This window comes from Brevibacillus sp. FW301-21C12A, from assembly GCF_058788915.1.
In genome coordinates this window covers 1-18,153 of sequence record NZ_JBYTBG010000037.1, presented here as the reverse complement: position 1 = coordinate 18,153, position 18,153 = coordinate 1, and the positions used below count along the sequence as shown (strand labels likewise).

17 protein-coding genes and 1 pseudogene are annotated in these 18,153 nt (G+C 51.4%); 7 read left to right on the top strand and 11 right to left on the bottom strand.

The features are described 5' to 3' along the window. Window positions 1-5: 5 nt before the first annotated feature. Window positions 6-743, top strand: a complete 738-nt coding sequence (locus AC3WQH_RS19485; RefSeq protein WP_026557838.1) for an amino acid ABC transporter ATP-binding protein — start codon at window positions 6-8, stop codon at window positions 741-743. Window positions 744-1,419: 676 nt separating this feature from the next. After that, window positions 1,420-1,791 carry a YybH family protein gene (locus AC3WQH_RS19480; RefSeq protein ID WP_005836571.1) on the top strand — a complete coding sequence of 124 codons (372 nt, stop codon included), beginning with the start codon at window positions 1,420-1,422 and terminating at the stop codon, window positions 1,789-1,791. A 198-nt stretch (window positions 1,792-1,989) separates the two neighbouring features. On the opposite strand, the gene AC3WQH_RS19475 is transcribed toward AC3WQH_RS19480, so the two are convergent. From AC3WQH_RS19475 to AC3WQH_RS19465, 3 genes are all read right to left on the bottom strand, one after another. Next, window positions 1,990-2,532 carry a nitroreductase family protein gene (locus AC3WQH_RS19475; RefSeq protein WP_005836576.1) on the bottom strand — a complete coding sequence of 181 codons (543 nt, stop codon included), beginning with the start codon at window positions 2,530-2,532 and terminating at the stop codon, window positions 1,990-1,992. A gap of 719 nt (window positions 2,533-3,251) precedes the next feature. After that, the gene (locus AC3WQH_RS19470; protein WP_492332213.1) at window positions 3,252-3,671 is read right to left on the bottom strand and encodes a hypothetical protein; all 420 of its coding nucleotides are present in this window, start codon (window positions 3,669-3,671) and stop codon (window positions 3,252-3,254) included. Beyond that, window positions 3,668-3,964 (bottom strand): hypothetical protein, encoded by a 297-nt coding sequence (locus AC3WQH_RS19465; protein WP_492332212.1) that lies wholly within the window; start codon window positions 3,962-3,964, stop codon window positions 3,668-3,670. The genes AC3WQH_RS19470 and AC3WQH_RS19465 overlap by 4 nt, the downstream gene beginning before the upstream one ends. A 404-nt stretch (window positions 3,965-4,368) precedes the next feature. Here AC3WQH_RS19465 and AC3WQH_RS19460 point away from each other — a divergent pair. Next, window positions 4,369-4,730: pseudogene (locus tag AC3WQH_RS19460) on the top strand (integrase core domain-containing protein); the annotation flags it as partial. Between the two features lie 65 nt (window positions 4,731-4,795). On the opposite strand, the gene AC3WQH_RS19455 reads toward AC3WQH_RS19460, so the two are convergent. The 4 genes from AC3WQH_RS19455 to AC3WQH_RS19440 all read right to left on the bottom strand — a co-directional run bounded on the left by AC3WQH_RS19455 (window position 4,796) and on the right by AC3WQH_RS19440 (window position 9,568). Beyond that, window positions 4,796-5,869: a glycoside hydrolase family 15 protein gene (locus AC3WQH_RS19455; protein WP_340673462.1), complete on the bottom strand. Its 1,074-nt coding sequence runs from the start codon at window positions 5,867-5,869 to the stop codon at window positions 4,796-4,798. A gap of 179 nt (window positions 5,870-6,048) precedes the next feature. After that, window positions 6,049-6,867: an inositol monophosphatase family protein gene (locus tag AC3WQH_RS19450; RefSeq protein WP_007778946.1), complete on the bottom strand. Its 819-nt coding sequence runs from the start codon at window positions 6,865-6,867 to the stop codon at window positions 6,049-6,051. A gap of 401 nt (window positions 6,868-7,268) precedes the next feature. Further along, window positions 7,269-7,481 carry a CstA-like transporter-associated (seleno)protein gene (locus AC3WQH_RS19445; RefSeq protein WP_005830341.1) on the bottom strand — a complete coding sequence of 71 codons (213 nt, stop codon included), beginning with the start codon at window positions 7,479-7,481 and terminating at the stop codon, window positions 7,269-7,271. Continuing rightward, the gene (locus AC3WQH_RS19440; RefSeq protein WP_026557834.1) at window positions 7,478-9,568 is read right to left on the bottom strand and encodes a carbon starvation CstA family protein; all 2,091 of its coding nucleotides are present in this window, start codon (window positions 9,566-9,568) and stop codon (window positions 7,478-7,480) included. The genes AC3WQH_RS19445 and AC3WQH_RS19440 overlap by 4 nt, the downstream gene beginning before the upstream one ends. 383 nt (window positions 9,569-9,951) lie before the next feature. Here AC3WQH_RS19440 and AC3WQH_RS19435 point away from each other — a divergent pair, with 383 nt between their 5' ends. The 3 genes from AC3WQH_RS19435 to AC3WQH_RS19425 all read left to right on the top strand — a co-directional run bounded on the left by AC3WQH_RS19435 (window position 9,952) and on the right by AC3WQH_RS19425 (window position 11,433). After that, window positions 9,952-10,365 (top strand): hypothetical protein, encoded by a 414-nt coding sequence (locus AC3WQH_RS19435; RefSeq protein WP_129552186.1) that lies wholly within the window; start codon window positions 9,952-9,954, stop codon window positions 10,363-10,365. 20 nt (window positions 10,366-10,385) lie between these two features. Then, window positions 10,386-10,901, top strand: a complete 516-nt coding sequence (locus tag AC3WQH_RS19430) for a hypothetical protein (RefSeq protein WP_005830345.1) — start codon at window positions 10,386-10,388, stop codon at window positions 10,899-10,901. 409 nt (window positions 10,902-11,310) lie between these two features. Beyond that, a complete protein-coding gene (locus AC3WQH_RS19425) occupies window positions 11,311-11,433 on the top strand; it encodes a hypothetical protein (protein WP_007778933.1) in 123 nt (40 codons plus the stop codon). Window positions 11,434-11,639: 206 nt separating this feature from the next. On the opposite strand, the gene AC3WQH_RS19420 is transcribed toward AC3WQH_RS19425, so the two are convergent. The 3 genes from AC3WQH_RS19420 to hppD all read right to left on the bottom strand — a co-directional run bounded on the left by AC3WQH_RS19420 (window position 11,640) and on the right by hppD (window position 15,553). Continuing rightward, window positions 11,640-12,422: a LytTR family transcriptional regulator DNA-binding domain-containing protein gene (locus AC3WQH_RS19420; protein ID WP_197186839.1), complete on the bottom strand. Its 783-nt coding sequence runs from the start codon at window positions 12,420-12,422 to the stop codon at window positions 11,640-11,642. Continuing rightward, on the bottom strand, window positions 12,397-14,124 hold the full coding sequence (locus tag AC3WQH_RS19415) for a LytS/YhcK type 5TM receptor domain-containing protein (protein WP_492332211.1): 1,728 nt from the start codon (window positions 14,122-14,124) through the stop codon (window positions 12,397-12,399). Before AC3WQH_RS19415 ends, AC3WQH_RS19420 begins: the two co-directional genes overlap by 26 nt. A gap of 337 nt (window positions 14,125-14,461) precedes the next feature. Next, a complete protein-coding gene (gene hppD / locus AC3WQH_RS19410; RefSeq protein ID WP_005835220.1) occupies window positions 14,462-15,553 on the bottom strand; it encodes a 4-hydroxyphenylpyruvate dioxygenase in 1,092 nt (363 codons plus the stop codon). 219 nt (window positions 15,554-15,772) lie between these two features. Between hppD and AC3WQH_RS19405 the strand changes: the two genes are divergently transcribed. Then, window positions 15,773-16,471 (top strand): class I SAM-dependent methyltransferase, encoded by a 699-nt coding sequence (locus AC3WQH_RS19405; RefSeq protein ID WP_310670646.1) that lies wholly within the window; start codon window positions 15,773-15,775, stop codon window positions 16,469-16,471. A 107-nt stretch (window positions 16,472-16,578) separates the two neighbouring features. Here the strand turns inward: AC3WQH_RS19405 and AC3WQH_RS19400 are convergent, their stop codons facing one another. Next, window positions 16,579-18,015, bottom strand: a complete 1,437-nt coding sequence (locus AC3WQH_RS19400; RefSeq protein ID WP_122953294.1) for a hypothetical protein — start codon at window positions 18,013-18,015, stop codon at window positions 16,579-16,581. Window positions 18,016-18,153: the final 138 nt, after the last annotated feature.

Genomic DNA, 18,153 nt, shown 5'->3' with positions numbered 1-18,153 from the left:
CCCAGATGATTACCATCACGGATTTGCATAAACAGTTTCACAACTTGCACGTGTTAAAAGGCATTTCCCTGACCGTGGAAAAAGGAAAGGTCGTCGTCATCATCGGCCCTTCCGGCTCCGGGAAAACGACGCTGTTGCGCTGCCTGAACGCGCTGGAAGTGCCGACCAGCGGCAGCGTGCAGATCGGCGAGGTCAAGCTGGACTTTTCGCAAAAGGTTGAACGCGCAAGCATCCCGCGGCTGCGCAAACAGACAGGGATGGTGTTTCAAAGCTACAACCTGTTTCCGCACATGACCGCCGTGGAAAACGTCATGGAAGGCCCTGTGACCGTCAAAAAGGAAAGCAAAGAGAGCGCGCGGGCCAAAGCGGCCAAGCTGTTGTCCAAAGTAGGGCTAGGCGACAAGCTCGACCATTACCCGGCACAGCTCTCCGGCGGCCAGCAGCAGCGTGTCGGGATTGCCCGCGCGCTGGCGATGGACCCGCAAGTCATGCTGTTCGACGAGCCGACCTCTGCGCTCGACCCCGAGCTGGTCGGCGAAGTGCTGAAAGTCATGAAGGAGCTGGCCCAGGAAGGGATGACGATGGTCGTCGTCACGCACGAAATGGGCTTTGCCCGCGAAGTGGCCGACGAGGTCATTTTTATGGACCAGGGCGTCATCGTCGAGCGCGATACCCCGGCCAAGCTGTTCTCGTCGCCGCGCGAGGAGCGCACCCGCCAGTTTTTGCAGCATTTGAAGGCGTAAAGCTTCTGGCTTTGTTCCAACAGTTTGTTCCAACAGTTCGAAAACTTGGTCGCGCCAAACCATTGGCGCTGCCTTAGTTCCGCTTTTACGGATAAGAATCTTTTCTCTGTACAAAAAAGACTCTGCCGGCTCGGCTCGCAAGCCGCGTGCAGAGTCTTTTTTGCTTATGCTGCCAATCAGAGCTTAATCATCCCAGAAAGAAGTGACCAGAAGAATGATGAGGATGATCCAGAAAAACCCGCCACCTCCGAAGCCAAAACCGCCGCCGCGCCTGCATCCCATGGCTTTCCTCTCCTCTCTTCTCACGTCGTAGAGCAGAGCTGACCTTGCAAAGGACCAGCACTTCTTTTCAGCTTATGATAGCCGACTGCTGTCCGTATGGATGCCTGTCTAGTTGATCGGCAAAATAAAAAAAACAGGTGCTTGCCCTCCTCGCCTGCACTACGCCCAAAATTAACAAATGCTTCATGCTGCCTCTACTCTCCCTTAACATGTCCGCACTATGATGAAATTGTCAGACCCTACGATGGACATTACGTCCTCCATTGCCGCCCGAATAGCCCCCTTCTAGATCGGGCGGGCTTTTTTTCATGGTCTGGTACGCGATCAGGAAATCCTTTACAATACAAAAAAGAAGCCGTATTTTCTGAATTTTGTCGGGGAGGTCATGTTCGCCATGGGTTATCAGCAAGCATTGGAGCAATACATCGCCGCTACGAACACGCACGACTTTTCAAACGTGGAAAAGGTGCTGCACCCGCAGGCCGTCTACTGGTTTTCAGACAAGACCTGCACCTCGCTGCCTGAAATCCGCAGCTACTTCGAAAACGCCTGGAACGTCATCAAGGAAGAAGTGTACGCCGCGACTGACGTGCAGTGGATCAGCGCCGACCAGCACTCCGCGACCTGTCTGTACACGTACCGGTACGAAGGCTATTACAACGGCGAGTTCGTCTCCGGGAGCGGACGGGCCACGAATGTGTTTGTCAAAACGGAGGCAGGCGAGTGGAAGCTGATTCATGAGCATTTGAGCAGTGAGCCGAGGTAATGGGGAGTAGCAGGTCCAAAAGCGTGATTGGCAAACATTTGTTGATAAAAAAGCGAGACCCTGTGGGCCTCGCTTTTCACGTACAGATAAGAATGGATAAGATTCTTGTCCAGTATAAGGGCAACGAAGGCTTCGCCAGTGGCTTGGCGCAGCCAAGTTTTCTAATCTGCCTAGCCGATGTCTTTGCTAGAACAGCCCTTATTCAAACCGCGTAAACTTCTCTTCCGCCCGCGTCCGTGGGCGAGCTTCCGGCACGTCTTCCTGGTCGAAAAAGCCGAGGTGCAAAAAGCCGACGATCTTCTCGCCTGGCGCCACGCCCAGAAGCTGATGCGCTTTTGGGTCCCAGTTGTGCTGGTTGGTCTTCCAGACGACGCCGAGATTGCGCTCCCAGGCCAGGAGCTGGAAGTTTTGAATCAGCGCGCAAACGGCGCTGAAGTCTTCTTCCCACTGCTTTTGCCGCGGGTCTTCCGGCATGATGACGATCAGGTAAGCGGCTGGCTGGTTGTACATCTCGCGGCGCGCCGGGTGCGTTTCCGCCGGATAGACAGTAATCAGCTTCTCTACAAACGCTTCCTTTTTCTCGGACGGCACAAACAAAAAGCGCCATGGCTCACGCAAACCGTGGTTCGGTGCGTACACCGCATCATTCAGCAGTTCCAGTACGAGTTCTTCCGGCACGGCATCCGGTTTATAGCCCTTTTTAATCGAGCGGCGCTCGCGAATGACTTTGGCAATGGACATATGGTTCACCTTCTTTGGATGGACATCAGCATTTCGTGATAATGGTTATCAGTATCATATGTTAGCGCTTGCTTGGCGGAAAAGCAAGAAAAAGATGGCCGCACCTGCCCTTTGCACTAACAGCCAAATTTTCCTATCCATACACCTTCTCTAAAATATTACTACTTTTGCTTTTAAGGAAGAAACAACAAAAACCCTACGGAACCGGGGCTTTAATTTAAATGAATTTATTACCCATTAAAAGGTTCAGCATTTTCACCTTTCACGTTTAGCCAAATTACTTTATCCTCTAGTCCATACAAAATAACTGATTGTACGATGAAGTATGTCTGTGGCAATTTTTATGACTCACAGTACTTCTAAAATAGAGTATCCATTAAACCTTTAGAGAGGTGATTAAAAAAGCATTACAAGCTTTGATTAAAATTTATGAAATAATTGTTTTTATGAAAACAAATAGTAATAACATAAAAATAACAATTAATCCAATCTTTTCATTTTTACTTTTGTATTTTTTCTTAATGAATATATATACAAATAATAACAGAACTAAAATACTTAATACCACGGATACATTCAAATTAAATCCCTCCTCGATAATGACGAGTTTTAACTTAATTACAGCCGTAGAAACCATAAAGTCTCTTGAGAAAGTGCCGATAGTTTACAAGCGTAACTAGAGAAGGATAACTCCTTCTCTAGTTACTCCAAAGTTAATATTAGTAAGCATTTTCCAAGATCGAGTACGCATTAGCCATTGCTTCATGAGCAGTAGTACTTTGACTGTATATTTCGCGAGCAGTAATTGCAGCAGCACCACCAGCAGAAATTGTTCCGATTACTGTTTCTACAGTAAGAACAGCTACACCTAGTTCAGCAAGTAATGTTGAACCAAGTGTAATTAGAGATGATCTACAACTGCTAACAGTGTTTGCATATGCCTTAAAGTCGGAAACCTTATAATTTCCTTTTGTGTACCATGTAAGTTGTTTACCAATTCCTTTGTCAAGCCAGAAATCAGCATCGGGATACGATCGTAAAACATAATAGTCTTTATTTATTTCATTATAAGATGTAAGCCAAGATAGCCCGCCAGATTGCGCCTTTGAGCTTACTTTATTTATGAGCGGTTTACTCAATTCTTCTTTAGATAATTTTTTCCATTAATAAAATATTCACCATTAGGAGTTATTTTAATAGTATCGACACTCTTCTTTGTTTTGTTATTTTGATTATTACCACTGATAGTAACAGTTTTACTTAGAGTAACTATTTTAGTTCCATCAGAAAGTTCTTTAGTATTGCTAGAAACACTAGTTTTTATCTCCCCAACAGGAAACCCTGTATCAATGTCATAAATTTTCTGAGAAAAAGTGTGATTATTTGTTGCGGCAGAAGCTGCTATCACATTGTTATTTGGAAGTGAAATCACTCCTAAAGATAGCAGAGTGGCTAGAGCTGTTGTTAAGATTCTTTTTTTATTTGTAAATATCCACCTTTCATGTAAATAACTTCATTTACATGAGGTATAATATACCTAAAATAATTACTTGTCAACATTTTCCTTTTATTTTACAAATGAGAAATATTATTCAATTAAAACTAAGCCCCCCAGTAAAGGCAGACTTTACCTCAATTCAAAGAAATCCTGCAGTGAGTTGGCCGCGACATGAGCTTCCGCTTATACCTGCTTGTCCGAGCCATATATACTGCCCCCAAGTCATCGATTCCCTTTCATCAATTTGGTTATTAACAGACTTTTCAGCCCTCTGTAGATTAGCATCCTGGCGTCATTCGTTTCCGAGCCCGTCATTAATGTTAACCGAATGACCAGCAAGCTCCTGCCTGTTCTTGTATGGCGAAGTCATCGCATACAGTATTAGAGTCTAACAAAATACAACTTTGGTTTTAGATACGTTGAATCATTGCCTGTAATGACGAACTGCATTTTGCACAGAAATTAAGGCTTCGTTTATACATCTAATGCGTATCAACAAGCCGTAAAGTAAAAGGGCATTACCATGAGCATTTCCCGTAAAGGTACACCTGCTGATAATGCCTTGATCGAATCGTCTCATTCCACGCTAAAGTCTGAAACATTTTATCTCAAAGATATTCCTGTTACGAAGTCGGCCATCGTTGCACAGATTGTCCAAGACTACATTCATGACTATAACTCATTGGGCATTTTTTTATAGGAAAGGAAACAACACAACCAGTCACCGTTTCCATATCGGCAACTGGCTGCTTCATGACAAAGTGGCTACTGCTGCACACCAAGCTCCGCTGCCAAAACCAGAAACATCGCATGCGACCAAAGAAGCGGCACAGCTGGTTTGCCTTCCCTTTTGACCCACGACTCGTAATGTCCGGGCGACAGCAAATGCTCCTGCACCTGCTCCGGAAAGCCGCCCGGCTGGTGCTGGGAAGCGATCCACCCGAGCATTTTTTCTGCTTCCTCCCGCCTGCCTGTACGCACGTAGTACCAGCCCAACCAGGCGGTCAACAGCAGCCACTGTCCCCCGCCGTAATACGTATCGGCAGCGTACCGATGCACGCCATATCCCGCACGCAGCTCCGCCTCGATTGTTTGCACCGTCTTTTGCATGAGCGGATCATCCACCGCGACCACCCCGTACGGCAAAGCCAGCCAGAGCAGACTGGCATCCACCGCCTGATCGCCCACTGATTTGATAAATCGCCCGTCGGCTGTGCCATGCTCCCGTATGAACTGGCGAATCGTCTCGCCTAGCCGCGCCAGCTCGGAAGCACGGTTGGGCAAATAAGGCTCCATCGCTTTGATCCCGGCATAAATCGCGCCCAGCGTTACCGGGTGGATTCGCTCTCCGCCCTCTTCCCAGCAATCAAAGTTAGGGAGCTGCCAGCACGCTGTGACATAATCAATGGTCAGCTCAATCGAAGGCTTCAGTTGTTGGATCAAATCATGCTCCCCGCTCATCCGTACATGCTCCGCCAGCCCCCACAGCCATGTCCCGTAGCCATCGAGCTGAAAGTTGCCCCATTCGCCTGCCACTTCTTCTCCGTCTGCTGTAAAGCGCGTATGCAAAAAGCGGTCCTTGCCCGCATCTGCTCCTGTTTTCGCTGCTGCAATGGCCGCTCTTGCCTTTGCCTCATGCTTTCGGATCACAAAATCGCACCATCGGTAAAACTTGCGGGCGCTCTCATGCTCGCCGATCCGATTCATCGCGTATGCCGTAAACGTTCCATCCCGCAACCACGCATATTGATAGTGAGCAAAACCGGGCGAAGCGAGATACGCTCCGGTGCTCGCCTGGTGCTGCAAGATCAACTGGACACTTTCCCCGATCAGCGTCATGTTTATCCCTCCTTCTGGGACAAGCCGACTTCGTGCCAAACGCAGTTGCTCTTCGTCGTCTGGCTATGCTGTGATAGCATATGCGCCTGGCAACCATCCTGCCCCATTTTGCCCTGCCTAAAAGGAAAACCCGCCGGATGCCCATATCCAGCAGGTTTTTGTCTGTGTGCCTGTTCGTTTTATGACGGTACATCCGTATTTTCGGATTTCAGGTAATGTTGCAGTTCCTCATAAAAGGTCGGGTTGCAGGCCATCACGCTGCTTTTTTGGTCGTAGGGCAACGGTGTGCCCGTCATTGTCGTCACCCGGCCGCCTGCTTCTTCCACGATGATTCGCCCGGCCCCAAAATCCCACGCGTTGAGCGAAAGGCTCACGTACCCATCCAGTCTTCCGGCCGCAACGTACGCCATCTCCAGCGCGGCACTGCCCAGAAGACGCATTCCGCGCACTTTTCCGGCGAGCTTTTTCACGATCAAATCAATGCCCATCTGCTCGGCGCGCTTGTTCCAAAAAACGCTCGTGCACAACAGCGCTTCTTCCAGGCTGACTGCGCGGTCCAGACGAAGCGGGCGGTCGTTCAAATACGCTCCCTCGCCTTTTACGGCGTAAAACAGCTCGTCGCGCGAAGGATCGTAAACCACGCCGACAAGGCCCTCTCCCTTATGATAAACGGCAATGGAAACGGAAAAATTGATCTGCTGATGCACAAAGTTGGTCGTACCATCAATCGGGTCAATGACCCACAGCGTCTCGTACTTGGCAGGGTCTTCCGCAAAGGTGCGCTCTTCCCCCAAAATCCCGTGATCCGGAAACCGCTGCAAAATCATGTTGACGACATGCTTCTCCACTTCTTTATCTACGGCCGTGACAAGATCGGAGGCAGACGTCTTATATTCGACGGTAAAAGGCTCCTTCATTCGTTTCAGACTCAGCTCACCCGCTGAACGGGCGCATTGCAGAGCCAGCTCTTTTAGCGCCGCCAGAGTTGATGCTTGCACGCATATCGCCACCTAAAACTTGACTTTCTTTTTAGTGTACCATACTTTACCTGCGGTTACACCACACGCAAAGCAAGCGAATTGCCTGAATTGCCATCTGGAAAATACTGTAACGTTTTTGCCGAAAATTCGTCCCAGAAATAACACCGTCAAGAGGGATTTTCCGAGGAAACGAGTCATACTCCGGCTGCCCGTGCCTTTTCTCGTTTTGCTTTTTCTGGAAAAAACACCTGTCCAGGCAGAAACTGTGCAGCTTGCTACCGCCTACAGCGATATGGAACAGCCGATGCGGCGCAATAGCCTGGCTGCCCGAACGCGCCCTCTGCGCCTTGCTCCCCCGTGAAAAAGGGTGCCCGCCCGTCAGCTAATGACAGTCGAGGCACCCTTTGTTGTTGAGCGAACTAGCAGCAGCGCGTCACTCCGCCTTTTTCAAACCGTTCGCGCAGGGCGTACATGTAATACTCGCGCTCGGTCATCGGAAAAATGCCTGGAGCGCCGTGCGTTTCGTACCAATGCTGGAGGTAGCGATCGTAGTCCGGCATGCCGAAAACCGTTTTGATCGCCGAGCTGACCCGCCGCAGCGCCTTACGCATCTCTCTCAGCTTTCGTTTCATGCGACATGGTGTCCTTTTCCGTCAATCACAGGCCCTTTGGACTGGATGTACGGCGACTCGTACAGCGGATACTGCTTGCCGCGCAGGATGTTGATCCACACGCGCGCCCCGTCGAGGATAATGCCGATCGTGATGACCATGAAGATCGCGCACACCGCTGCGTCAATCTGGTCGTTCAGAATCATTTTTTGCGCGGCCTCAATCGTTTTTACGCCGTTCGGCAGCGTTCCGGCATCCAGTGCCTTTTGGAATGCTTCCGCATGGGCGAGGAAGCCGATTTTCGGATCAGCATGGAACAGCTTTTGCCAGCCTGCTGTCAGCGTAGCCGTTGTCAGCCAAGCCATCGGAACGAGCGTGACCCACGAATAGGCCGCCTTGCCCATTTTGAAAATCAAGGTCGTGCCGACCGTAAAGGCAATCGCAGCAAGCATCTGGTTGGCGATTCCGAACAGCGGCCACAAGGTGTAGATGCCGCCGAGCGGGTCCATCACGCCTTGCAGCAGGAAGTAGCCCCACCCGAACGTGATGATCGCCGAGCCGATCAGGTTCCCTGGCAGCCAGTTGACCTGCTTCATTTTCGGGATGACGTTGCCGAGCATGTCTTGCACCATGAAGCGCCCTACGCGGGTTCCCGCATCAATCGTGGTCAAGATGAAAACAGCTTCAAACAAAATCGCGAAGTGGTACCAGAACGCCATCAGCGCTTTTCCGCCCAAAATGCCGGAGAAGATCGTCGCCATCCCGATCGCCAGCGACGGAGCGCCGCCTGTCCGGGAGAGAACGGTCTTTTCCTGGATGTCGTTGGCGAGCGTCGTCAACTGGTCAGGCGTGACGGTAAAGCCCCAGCCGGTAATGGTCGAAGCGGCTGCCGCAGCGTCCACGCCGATAACGGCCGCCGGAGAGTTGATCGCAAAGTAAACGCCAGGCGTCAGAACACACGCTGCAATCATCGCCATGATCGCCACGCCGGACTCCATCAGCATCCCGCCGTAGCCGATCAGCGGCGCATGCGATTCTTTGGCGATCATCTTCGGCGTCGTACCGGACGAGACGAGCGCGTGGAAACCGGATACCGCCCCGCAGGCAATCGTAATGAACAAGAACGGGAACAAGTTGCCCGCAAACACAGGACCCGTCCCATCAATGAACTTGGTCAGAGCAGGCATGTGCAGCGGTGGCAGCGTCAGCACGATTCCTACGGCCAGCACGGCAATCGTTCCGACCTTCAAAAACGAACTGAGGTAATCGCGCGGCGCCAAAAGCAGCCAGACAGGCAAAACCGAAGCGATAAAGCCGTAAATGATAATCATCCACGCGAGTTGCACCTTGCTGAACGTAAAAGCAGGGCCCCACGTTGGCGAAGCCGCGACAAGCTGTCCCAGCCAGAGGGAGAAGAACAAGAGCGCCAGACCGATCAGCGAGCCTTCCATTACCCGGCCTGGGCGAATGTAGCGCATGTACAGCCCCATCAACACAGCGATCGGCAGCGTCATGAAAATCGTAAAGGTAGCCCACGGAGACTCCGCGAGAGCGTTTACAACGACCATCGCCAAAACAGCAATCAAAATGACCATAATCGCAATGATTCCGACCAAGGCGAGCACGCCGCCAACCGGACCGATCTCTTCTTTGGCGATCTGTCCCAGCGTTTTCCCGTTGCGGCGCATGGAGCCGAACAAAATGACGAAATCCTGCACCGCTCCGCCGATCACGACCCCGACGATAATCCAGATCGTCCCCGGCAAATACCCCATCTGGGCCGCCAAGGTCGGGCCTACCAGCGGCCCCGCTCCGGCAATCGCGGCGAAGTGATGCCCGAACAAAATCCATTTGTTCGTCGGTACAAAGTCTTTTCCGTCGTTGTTTACTTCTGCAGGTGTGGCCCGATTGTCATCAAGCCCCATAATTTTTCTGGCAATAAAACGGCTGTAAAAACGGTAAGCAACGGCATAAGTGCAAAATGCAGCAGTCAGCAACCAGAACGAGTTGACTGACTCTCCGCGACTGAGTGCGATGATCCCAAAGCCAACCGCACCCAAAGCGGCAATCCCGCCCCAAATCAGGAGGGAGAGAAGCCATTTTTTCATTCGATCCGCCTCCTTTTCTCTTTCTTTTAATAATTAAAAATTCAGGCAATTCATCTTACCACAAGGTATCACGAAGGAGGGCATGGCCTAAACAAAAAATGGCTGAACGGTACAAAAACAAGCACGAGATGCAACATAACTGCTTGAGTGAAAACGCATACAATTACGGAAACCTTTCTCCCTCTGATTCGTAATAAAGGTAGGAAAGAGATTTAGCCGGATCGAGACGTTGATCGGGCTATTCGCGTTGGCTATATCGGGACTAATTTTCTACAAAATCCTTATTTAAAAAGAACAATTATCCAATTATCGCGGAATTTTGTTGAATTTTTTACAATTTTTGCTAAAATCAACAGTAAATATATTGCAATAGAGGTAGTAAAATGGTTATTAACAAAAAAACGATAACTATTTTGGCTACTGCATTTACAACTGTCACAATACTTGCAGTTCCAGTTTATGCAGCTTGGTCAAGTGTCACTGCAGATGCACTAGTTAGCTTTTCAAACTTCTCCAATTACTACAAAGTTAATATAACCTCAAAGATAACCGCTTCTGGTTCAAGAGCCAGTGATGAAGCCATTTATCATCAAATGTGGGTAACGTTAGATGGAGGAAGTTACCTCACTGATGATGCATATGAAGCAAAAAGTCCTTCTGAACTAAAATGGACAAGTGGTAAAGAAGGAGATCCAGCTACTTGGGGAGTAAGCAATGCTGGTGAAATATTCATAGGTGGGGCTCCTAGTGGCATCAAAGATAGAGACAGCCACTCTAAAACCCATCCTGGAATGTAAATTTAAGGAGGAATCTTGAAATGAAAAAAGTAATGGTTACCCTTGCTGTAACAATGTGTGCCGCTTCACTCTTTTATGGATACACAAACATTTACGCAAAAGACTCGTTAAAAATAGAGCAGGAATATGAAATTTATGCCAAAAATGAAGTACAAAAAAAATTATCAGAAACATATGATGATGCAATTAAAACATTTAAAATCAACCAATCCGACTACACATACTACAGCCTTCATGAAACAGACTATGGATTAGGAAAAGATGAATCCACTACACTTTTTATGATAATATTTAATGACGTCTTAAAGAAACAAAAACAGGGAGACTTTGAGCCGGGGCTATTCCTGAAAAAAGACTTGTCTGAGGCTATTGTTCTTTATAAATCACTAGACAGTGGAACTAACCACCTTTACGTGTATAAACGAGATAAGGATCAATGGACACTGGTAAAAGAGGACAACCAAAAGGGCAAGAAAGCTGAAAAAGTACAGTATAAGAGTCTTAAGGAATTTGAAGCGGATACAACATCTAAATAGGTCCCGATAATGTGCATTATGTAACAATATAGATATAATAAAGCCCCGAGTCAATCGGGGCTTTGTTATTGTCCAGATGTTTTTGTTCTGTTGAAGAATTGCGGCTAACTCATTGTATTTTTCAATAAGCGAGAAAAATTCATGCGGTTCACAATCAACGCTGTTCAGATAATTATTTGCATCGTTATCGGACCATTCTGTGTCATCCTCGTCCTGGGGTTCAATTGTTTTCGTTGAGAAAACGAGAAAACTCTAGTCAAGGAATGCTCTGTCCAGATCAGCAATAGCAGCCTTAAGGATTCTTTGGCAAAGTGTATAATCTTCGATCTTTACGGCCTCCTCAATAGACTACAGTATTAAACCAAAGTTTCCACAAGAATGATGAACCTGAAGGGAGATTCGCGACGCTATGAAATACAGCCAAAAAGAAATCGAAATGATCGAGAGAACGGTCAAAAGCATCAAAGTTTTTTCCATCTGCACTGTGTTCGTGGTGATTGGTCTGTTCGCCTTGAAATACTTTATCGGGTAGCGTGATTGCTTTTCAACTGCCTCTCTTCCATTTTTGCGAAGAGAGGCAGTTGCGGACCACCACTCCTGTAACCGCTCCCAAAGCCAAAAGCCCGTCAACCAGCACGTATCCTAGTGCGGGAGACGGGTTTTTGGCATCGGCAAAAAGCTTCCGGCTGGGACTGTGGCAACGCATGCTCGGCGCAAACGGGAAAATATCCGCCCCGGCTAAAAGCCCAGCCGCTTTTTCAACTCCTTCACCACGTTGCGGCTGACGGGCACCTCTGTCTTGCGGCTGTCCTGCATGACCAGGTGAATCGAGCCTTTGAACCACGGAACCAGCTCAGCCGTTTTTGCCAAATTGACGATAAACGCCCGGTGCGTCCGGAAAAACTGCTGGCGCGACAGGCGGCTCTCCAGCTCCTGCAGCGTAAAGCTGGTGGCGTACTGCTCGCAGTCGGTGTAAATGCTTGCGTAACGTCCTTCCAAGGTGGCGAAGACGATTTCGTTCGGGTCGATCAGTATGATTTTTCCGTTTTTTTCCACAGGTACACGCCGCGGCTGCTGATCGGCCAGGACGGTTTGCAGCAGGCTTTGCAGTTGTTCCTCGGAAAAGCGCGCTGGCTCGGCCCGCGTTTTTTGCGCGTGCAGCATCTTACGGACGCGATTCATCGTCTTTTCCAGCCGCGTCTCGCTAAACGGCTTGACGATGTAATCGACCGCTTCTGTTTCAAAAGCGCGAACCGCATGGATTTCATAGGCGCTCGCGAAAATGATGACCGGCGGACGCACTATCGACTCCAGAAGCTCCTGACCCACGTCGACGCCATCCCGATCTTGCAGGTGGATGTCCAGGAAGACCGCATCCGGCTCCAACTGCATGACGGCTTCGATCGCCTCTTCCCCGCTGGCCGCTTCCCCGATTACCGACACATCGGGAAACTGCGCAAGCAAATAGCGCAGTTCCTCCCGCGCCGGTGCCTCGTCATCCACGATGAACACTTTTAGCACTGCTACTCACTCCTATTGGCAATTGTATCGTACACGTCGTCCCTTTCCCCGCGCTGCTTTCGATGACGATTCCATAAGGCTCGCCGTAGATCGAGGCGAGCCTGTTTTTCACGTTGGACAGGCCGATTCCCGACAGACGGCGCCGATCGCTTTTTTGCGTCTGGGCGAGCAAAAACGGGTCTGTGTCCATCCCGACTCCATCGTCCGCCACGGTCAGTTCGAGCGTATCGTGCTGGACTCTTCTCGCCCGAATCTTGACCGTGCCTCCCGCGCGCTTAGGGAGCAGCCCGTGCTTGACCGCGTTTTCCACAAGCGGCTGAAGAATCAGACCAGGTACCGTGTACCGTTCCACCCCGGCCTCAATGTCGTATTCCACGTGCAGCTTTTCACCAAAGCGCGCCCGTTCGATCGCCAAATACGCCTCGATGTGCTCCAGCTCTCCGGCCAGGCTGACATAGCCGCTGGAGTCGTGTAAGTTGCGGCGAAAATACTCGCCGAGATGAATCAGCAGCTCGCGCGCCTGCTCCGGCCGGAAGCGGATGAAAGACACAATCGTATTGAGCGCATTGAACAAAAAATGCGGGTTGATCTGCGCGTGCAGCGCTTTGATCTCCGCGTCCGCGAGCAGCCGCGACTGCTTTTCCAGCTCGGCCAGCTCCAGTTGGGTAGAAATCAGGTTGCCCAAGCCGCGCACCAGCTCCAGATCGACCGCCGAGAGCATGCGCGAGCGATCCTGGTACAGTTTGAGCACGCCCGCGACCTCCCGCCTGCGCATCAGCGGGACGATAATCGCATAGCGCAAGGAGCAGCTCGTCTCCATGCAACCGATCTCCTCTTTTGTCCGGGCGATCATCAGCTTTTTGCTTTCCAGCACTTCCTTGGTCGCCTTGGTAGAGATGCCTTCTCCCACCACGTGGTGCGACGAGCCTGCGCCGACATGGGCAAGCACGCAGCGCGTATCGGTAATCGCGACGGCGGCTACCCGCGTCGTGCGCAAAATTTCCTCCGCCACCTTTTTCGCCGATTCATAGGTCAAGCCTTCGCGCAAATAGGACAGCGTTTTATCCGCGACCTGCATAGTCCGCTGCGCCTGGAGTGCGCCGATCCGGTCTTCTTCTTTTTTCACCAGGTCAATAATGATAATCAGGATGGCGATGCCGAGCGAGTTGACGACAGACATCGGGATGCTGATCGATTGCACGAGTGCAAGCGCGTCCTCGTACGGCCGGGCCACGAGCAAAATAATCCCCATCTGCATCCATTCCGCCAAAAAGCCTACGACCAGCGCGGTAGTCCAGCCGATCTCCTGATTGCGGTTGCGGCGAAACTGGTAAATCAGTCCGGCCATGACCCCTTCGCTGATCGTGGAGATCGTGCAGGCCAGGTCGGTGAAGCCGCCAAGCGAATAGCGGTGTATGCCAGCGACAAGGCCCGTCATCAGCCCGACCCATGGGCCTGCGAGCAATCCGGCTACTACCGTGCCGATGACGCGGGAATTGGCGATCGCGTCCTGGTACCAGATGCCGTTGTACGTCCCGAGAATCGAAATCGCGGAAAAGATGAACACCATCACGGCCTTTTCCCGCCAGGTCGCCTGCTGGTTCAAGATGCTGCGGAAAGCCCGCACCCGCGTAAACAGCAAAGCGGTTACGATCAAAACAGCCGTCCGCTCCGCCAGTGGTATCATCAAAGACATGTTCATCGGCTCACCCTCTTCGCACACTTCCAGGCCCGCTCGAAAATCCGGCAAGCGGCTGCCCTTTGCTCCATTATCTCCAGCGGGCGAAGAAGCGGTCAAGCGAATTGTCAGAGTAAGCAGAACAGAAAAACTTGTCTGAGGGTACACTCAAGCCCCCCTGTAGCGAAAAGCAACCGTCCCAAAAGCCGAGCATCGCGGGCGCAAACGCACAGATTTTCCGGCGGCATGCACGCTTGCTTCTGCTTGTTCGCCCTCCCGCACGCAAAAAAGCCGCCTGTTGCACGTTCGGCGCACAACAGACGGCTTTTCCAGTTTCCAGATGATGCGTGTAAACGAAGCGTTACAGGTTGCCGCGGCGCTCCTGCTCGCGCTCCAGCGCCTCGAACAGCGCCTTGAAGTTGCCGTTGCCGAAGCCGCGTGCCCCTTTGCGCTGGATGATTTCGATAAACAGCGTCGGACGGTCCACAATCGGCTTGCTGAACAGTTGCAGCAGGTAGCCTTCATCGTCGCGGTCGACCAGCACGCCCAACTTTTTCAGCGCTTCGATATCCTCGTCGATTTCGCCTACGCGCTCCTTCAAGTCTTCGTAGTACGTGTCCGGCACGGTGAGGAAGTCTACGCCGTTTTCACGCAGCTTCGAGACGGTTTCGATGATGTCGTTGGTCAAGATCGCGATGTGCTGCACGCCTGGACCTTTGTAAAACTCCAGAAACTCCTGGATTTGCGACTTGCGGCGGCCTTCCGCCGGCTCGTTGATCGGGAACTTGATGCGGCCTGTACCGTTTTGCATCACTTTGGACATGAGCGCCGAATACTCGGTGGAAATGTCGTCCTCGCTGAAGTTTTGCACCGCCGTGAAGCCCATGACCCGCTGGTAATAACCTACCCATTCGTCCATGACTTCCACGTTTCCGACGACGTGGTCGATTCCGATCAGTCCGGTGCTCTCGGCTTTTACCGAAGACTCGAAGGCGGTATAGCCGGGCAGGAACGGGCCGTTGTAGTTTTTCCGTTCGATGAAGGAATGAATGTTTTCGCCGTATGTGCCGATTACCGCTTTTTTCACGGTACCAAATTCGTCCGTGTATTCGGTCGGCTCCATGATCGGAATCGCGCCGCGGGATACAGCCTCGCGGTACGCTTGCTCACAGTCGTCCACGCGCAGGGCGACGTCTTTCACTCCATCGCCGTGCTTTTTCACAAATTCGGCGATAGGGTGGTCAGGCGTCAGAGCGCCGCTGATGACAAAAGTCATGTGCTTTTGCTTCAACACGTAGGACACTTTTTCGCGCGAGCCTGTTTCCAGCCCGGCATACGCGACTGGCTCAAAGCCGAACGCCTTGGTGAAGTAATGCATCGCCTGCTTGGCGTTTCCTACGTAAAACTCCAGATAGTCCCAGTCCTGAATCGGAAAAAAATCGGTGTTGCTCATTTGCCTACCCCTCCGCTTTCCTTCTTTTTCAATTATTATTACTTTTTGGTTTATTGGGATTATTTTGTCGTTATTTTGAGATTACATTGGAAGCGCTTCCTCGCGCAAGAACACGGAATAACGCGAAAACGCTCAAACGCTTTCACCGATTAAAGTACGCATTCGAGCGCCCGCTTGGTACAATAAAGGCAGCGCAAATCCGAGCAGGAGGTGGGAAGGTTGTCAAGTCAATGGAGTCAAGAAGCAGCCAGGCAGTGGGATTCGTTTGCCGCCGACTGGCACAAACGCAGTGAGCAGATGTGGGAAAAAGGCAGCCGCAGCACGATCCTCCCGTTTTTCATGCGGCACGTCGCCCCCGGACGGGGACCGATTCTGGACGCTGGCTGCGGGGATGGCTATGCAAGCTGCAAGCTGGCCGGGCACGGCTATACAGTGGAGGGGGTCGACATTGCCGGGGAAATGATTCGTCTCGCCGAGGAACGGAAAAAGCATTTCCCGGAAAATGTTCAGTTTCAGACAGCAGATATCAGCAAGCTGCCGTTTGCAGATGGTACGTTTGCAGGTGTGATGTCCATTAACGTGGTGGAATTTACGCCCGCCCCCTTGAAAGCTTTGCTGGAGCTGCGCCGCGTACTCGCGCCGGGAGGCATTCTCGTCCTCGGCATTTTGGGTCCGACAGCAGGACCTCGCGCCCACAGCTATCGGCGGCTGTACGAGGAAAACACGATTCAAAACACGATGATGCCTTGGGAGGCGAAGCAGCTTGCCGCAGAAAACGGCTTCGCGCTGCTCGCGGAGGAGCCGGTGTACAAGGAAGGCATCACACCGGATATCGCGGGGCGCTTGAGCCTGGAGCTGCGGGAGGCGGTCAGCTTTTTGACCTTGTTCGCCCTGCAAAAGCCAAAGCAAAGCGACTGATCCCCTCCACGTATCAGTGTACCATCCAAGCCAATATGCTTGGGCTTTTTTCACTGTCTACTCAAAGGGGATAATATCAGACCGAGCGATCCAGCAGCCTTTTCTTTTTATCTGTAAGCGACGTTGTTTTTTTGCATCCAGGCCAGCTTGCTCGCTGTAAGCCGGGCAATCGTCGGCTCCTCTGTTCCGTGGAGCAGACGGTACAGCCGCTGGGTTTCGACCAGATCGTTGTAGGTCAGGTACGGGTAGTCCGCTCTCCCGAATGTGCCGTCGGGAAAATAGGCGTAGTGCAAATCGCCGTTTGCCAACAGCCAGCGGGTGCCCAGATTGACAACTCCCGCGAGCATCAGGTCTGCCAGGTCTTTGTCGGTCGGATCGCCAAATTGCAGGTAGCTGCTGTACAGAAAATTGATTTCAGCCAACTGGTGGTTGAGCGAGACATGCGTCTGGGCGGCGGGATTTTTCGCAGAAGCGTAATCGGCAACGAGCCAGCCCGACTGAATCCCATTCACGACATAATGGTTGCTCGCCGCATGCCTTTGAAAATACGTCCCGTATTTTTGCGCCGCCTGGCAAAACGACTCTTCCGCGTACTGGACGCATCCGCGCAGCATCAAGTCCGCTGCTCCCGTGTTAAAGCGCGTATCGTAAAAGCCGTCCGGAATCCCGTAGTCCTCGCTCAGCCACAGCGAACGGGGAAGCGTCTTCCAGTACCCCTCCGGCTCCTGCTGGAGCAAGCTTGTTTTCAACATCACATATCCCATGTTGCGCGCTGCCCTGCTGCCTCCCGTGTACAAAAAGGAGCGCAAGACGTAATTTTCGGGAATCCGCCAATAGGCGTTCGCGGAAGTAGGCTCGTAGGTCGAAGGACTTTTGTAGTAGTAGCCGTCATACAGCCACTTTGCGTTTTGCGTGACATCGAGCGCAAGCCAGATTTGGTCAATCGCTTGCTCGCCCCACGGCACGAGCGGTTCCCTCGATTCCAGCGCCCACATCTCGCTCATATAGCCCGCCTTGATCGGCAGCCTGATTTCCAGCACGACGCCGTTTGCGCTTTGTTTGACCTGGATCGGCAGCGCCAGCTCGGGATGCTCTTCAATCGTGCCTCGGCCCTTGTCGACGTAGACGATCGGCATGCCGAGCCAAATGTATCGTCCCTCTGTTTCGACGAACCCGGCAGCAAGCGGGAGCATCTTGACCTGATCCAGCGTCACGGCTTGCCAAAATGGCTGCTTCGATTCGTTGTACGCCCTGTAGCGGAACATCATGTTTTGGCTGTTGCCCTGAATCGGTACGGTGATAACGTATGGCTTCGCATTTTTCTTGCCGCTAATTTGCTGGCTCCAGTACACATCTCCGTCGCCAAACACAAACTCTCGCTTTTTGTGCGTGGCGCCGTTTGGCTTGCTGGTCGTTTCTTTTTCGGCGGGCTTTTGCCAGAGCGGCACAGTAGCGGAAGCTGAGACAGAAGCCGGGCCGGGAATAAAGGTGCATACGGCGATGGCCGTCATCAAAAGGAGCAAAACGCTGATTTTTCTGACCATGTCATCCCCCTGTCCTGAAGAAAAATTCCTCCATTTCACTTGTTTGAATACAGTAAACTTTTGATTCATCACCATAACCCGTGCTAGACATTGAAAAAACGTAGATGTTCCTCTATCGTGAAAGTTGTCCTGACCATC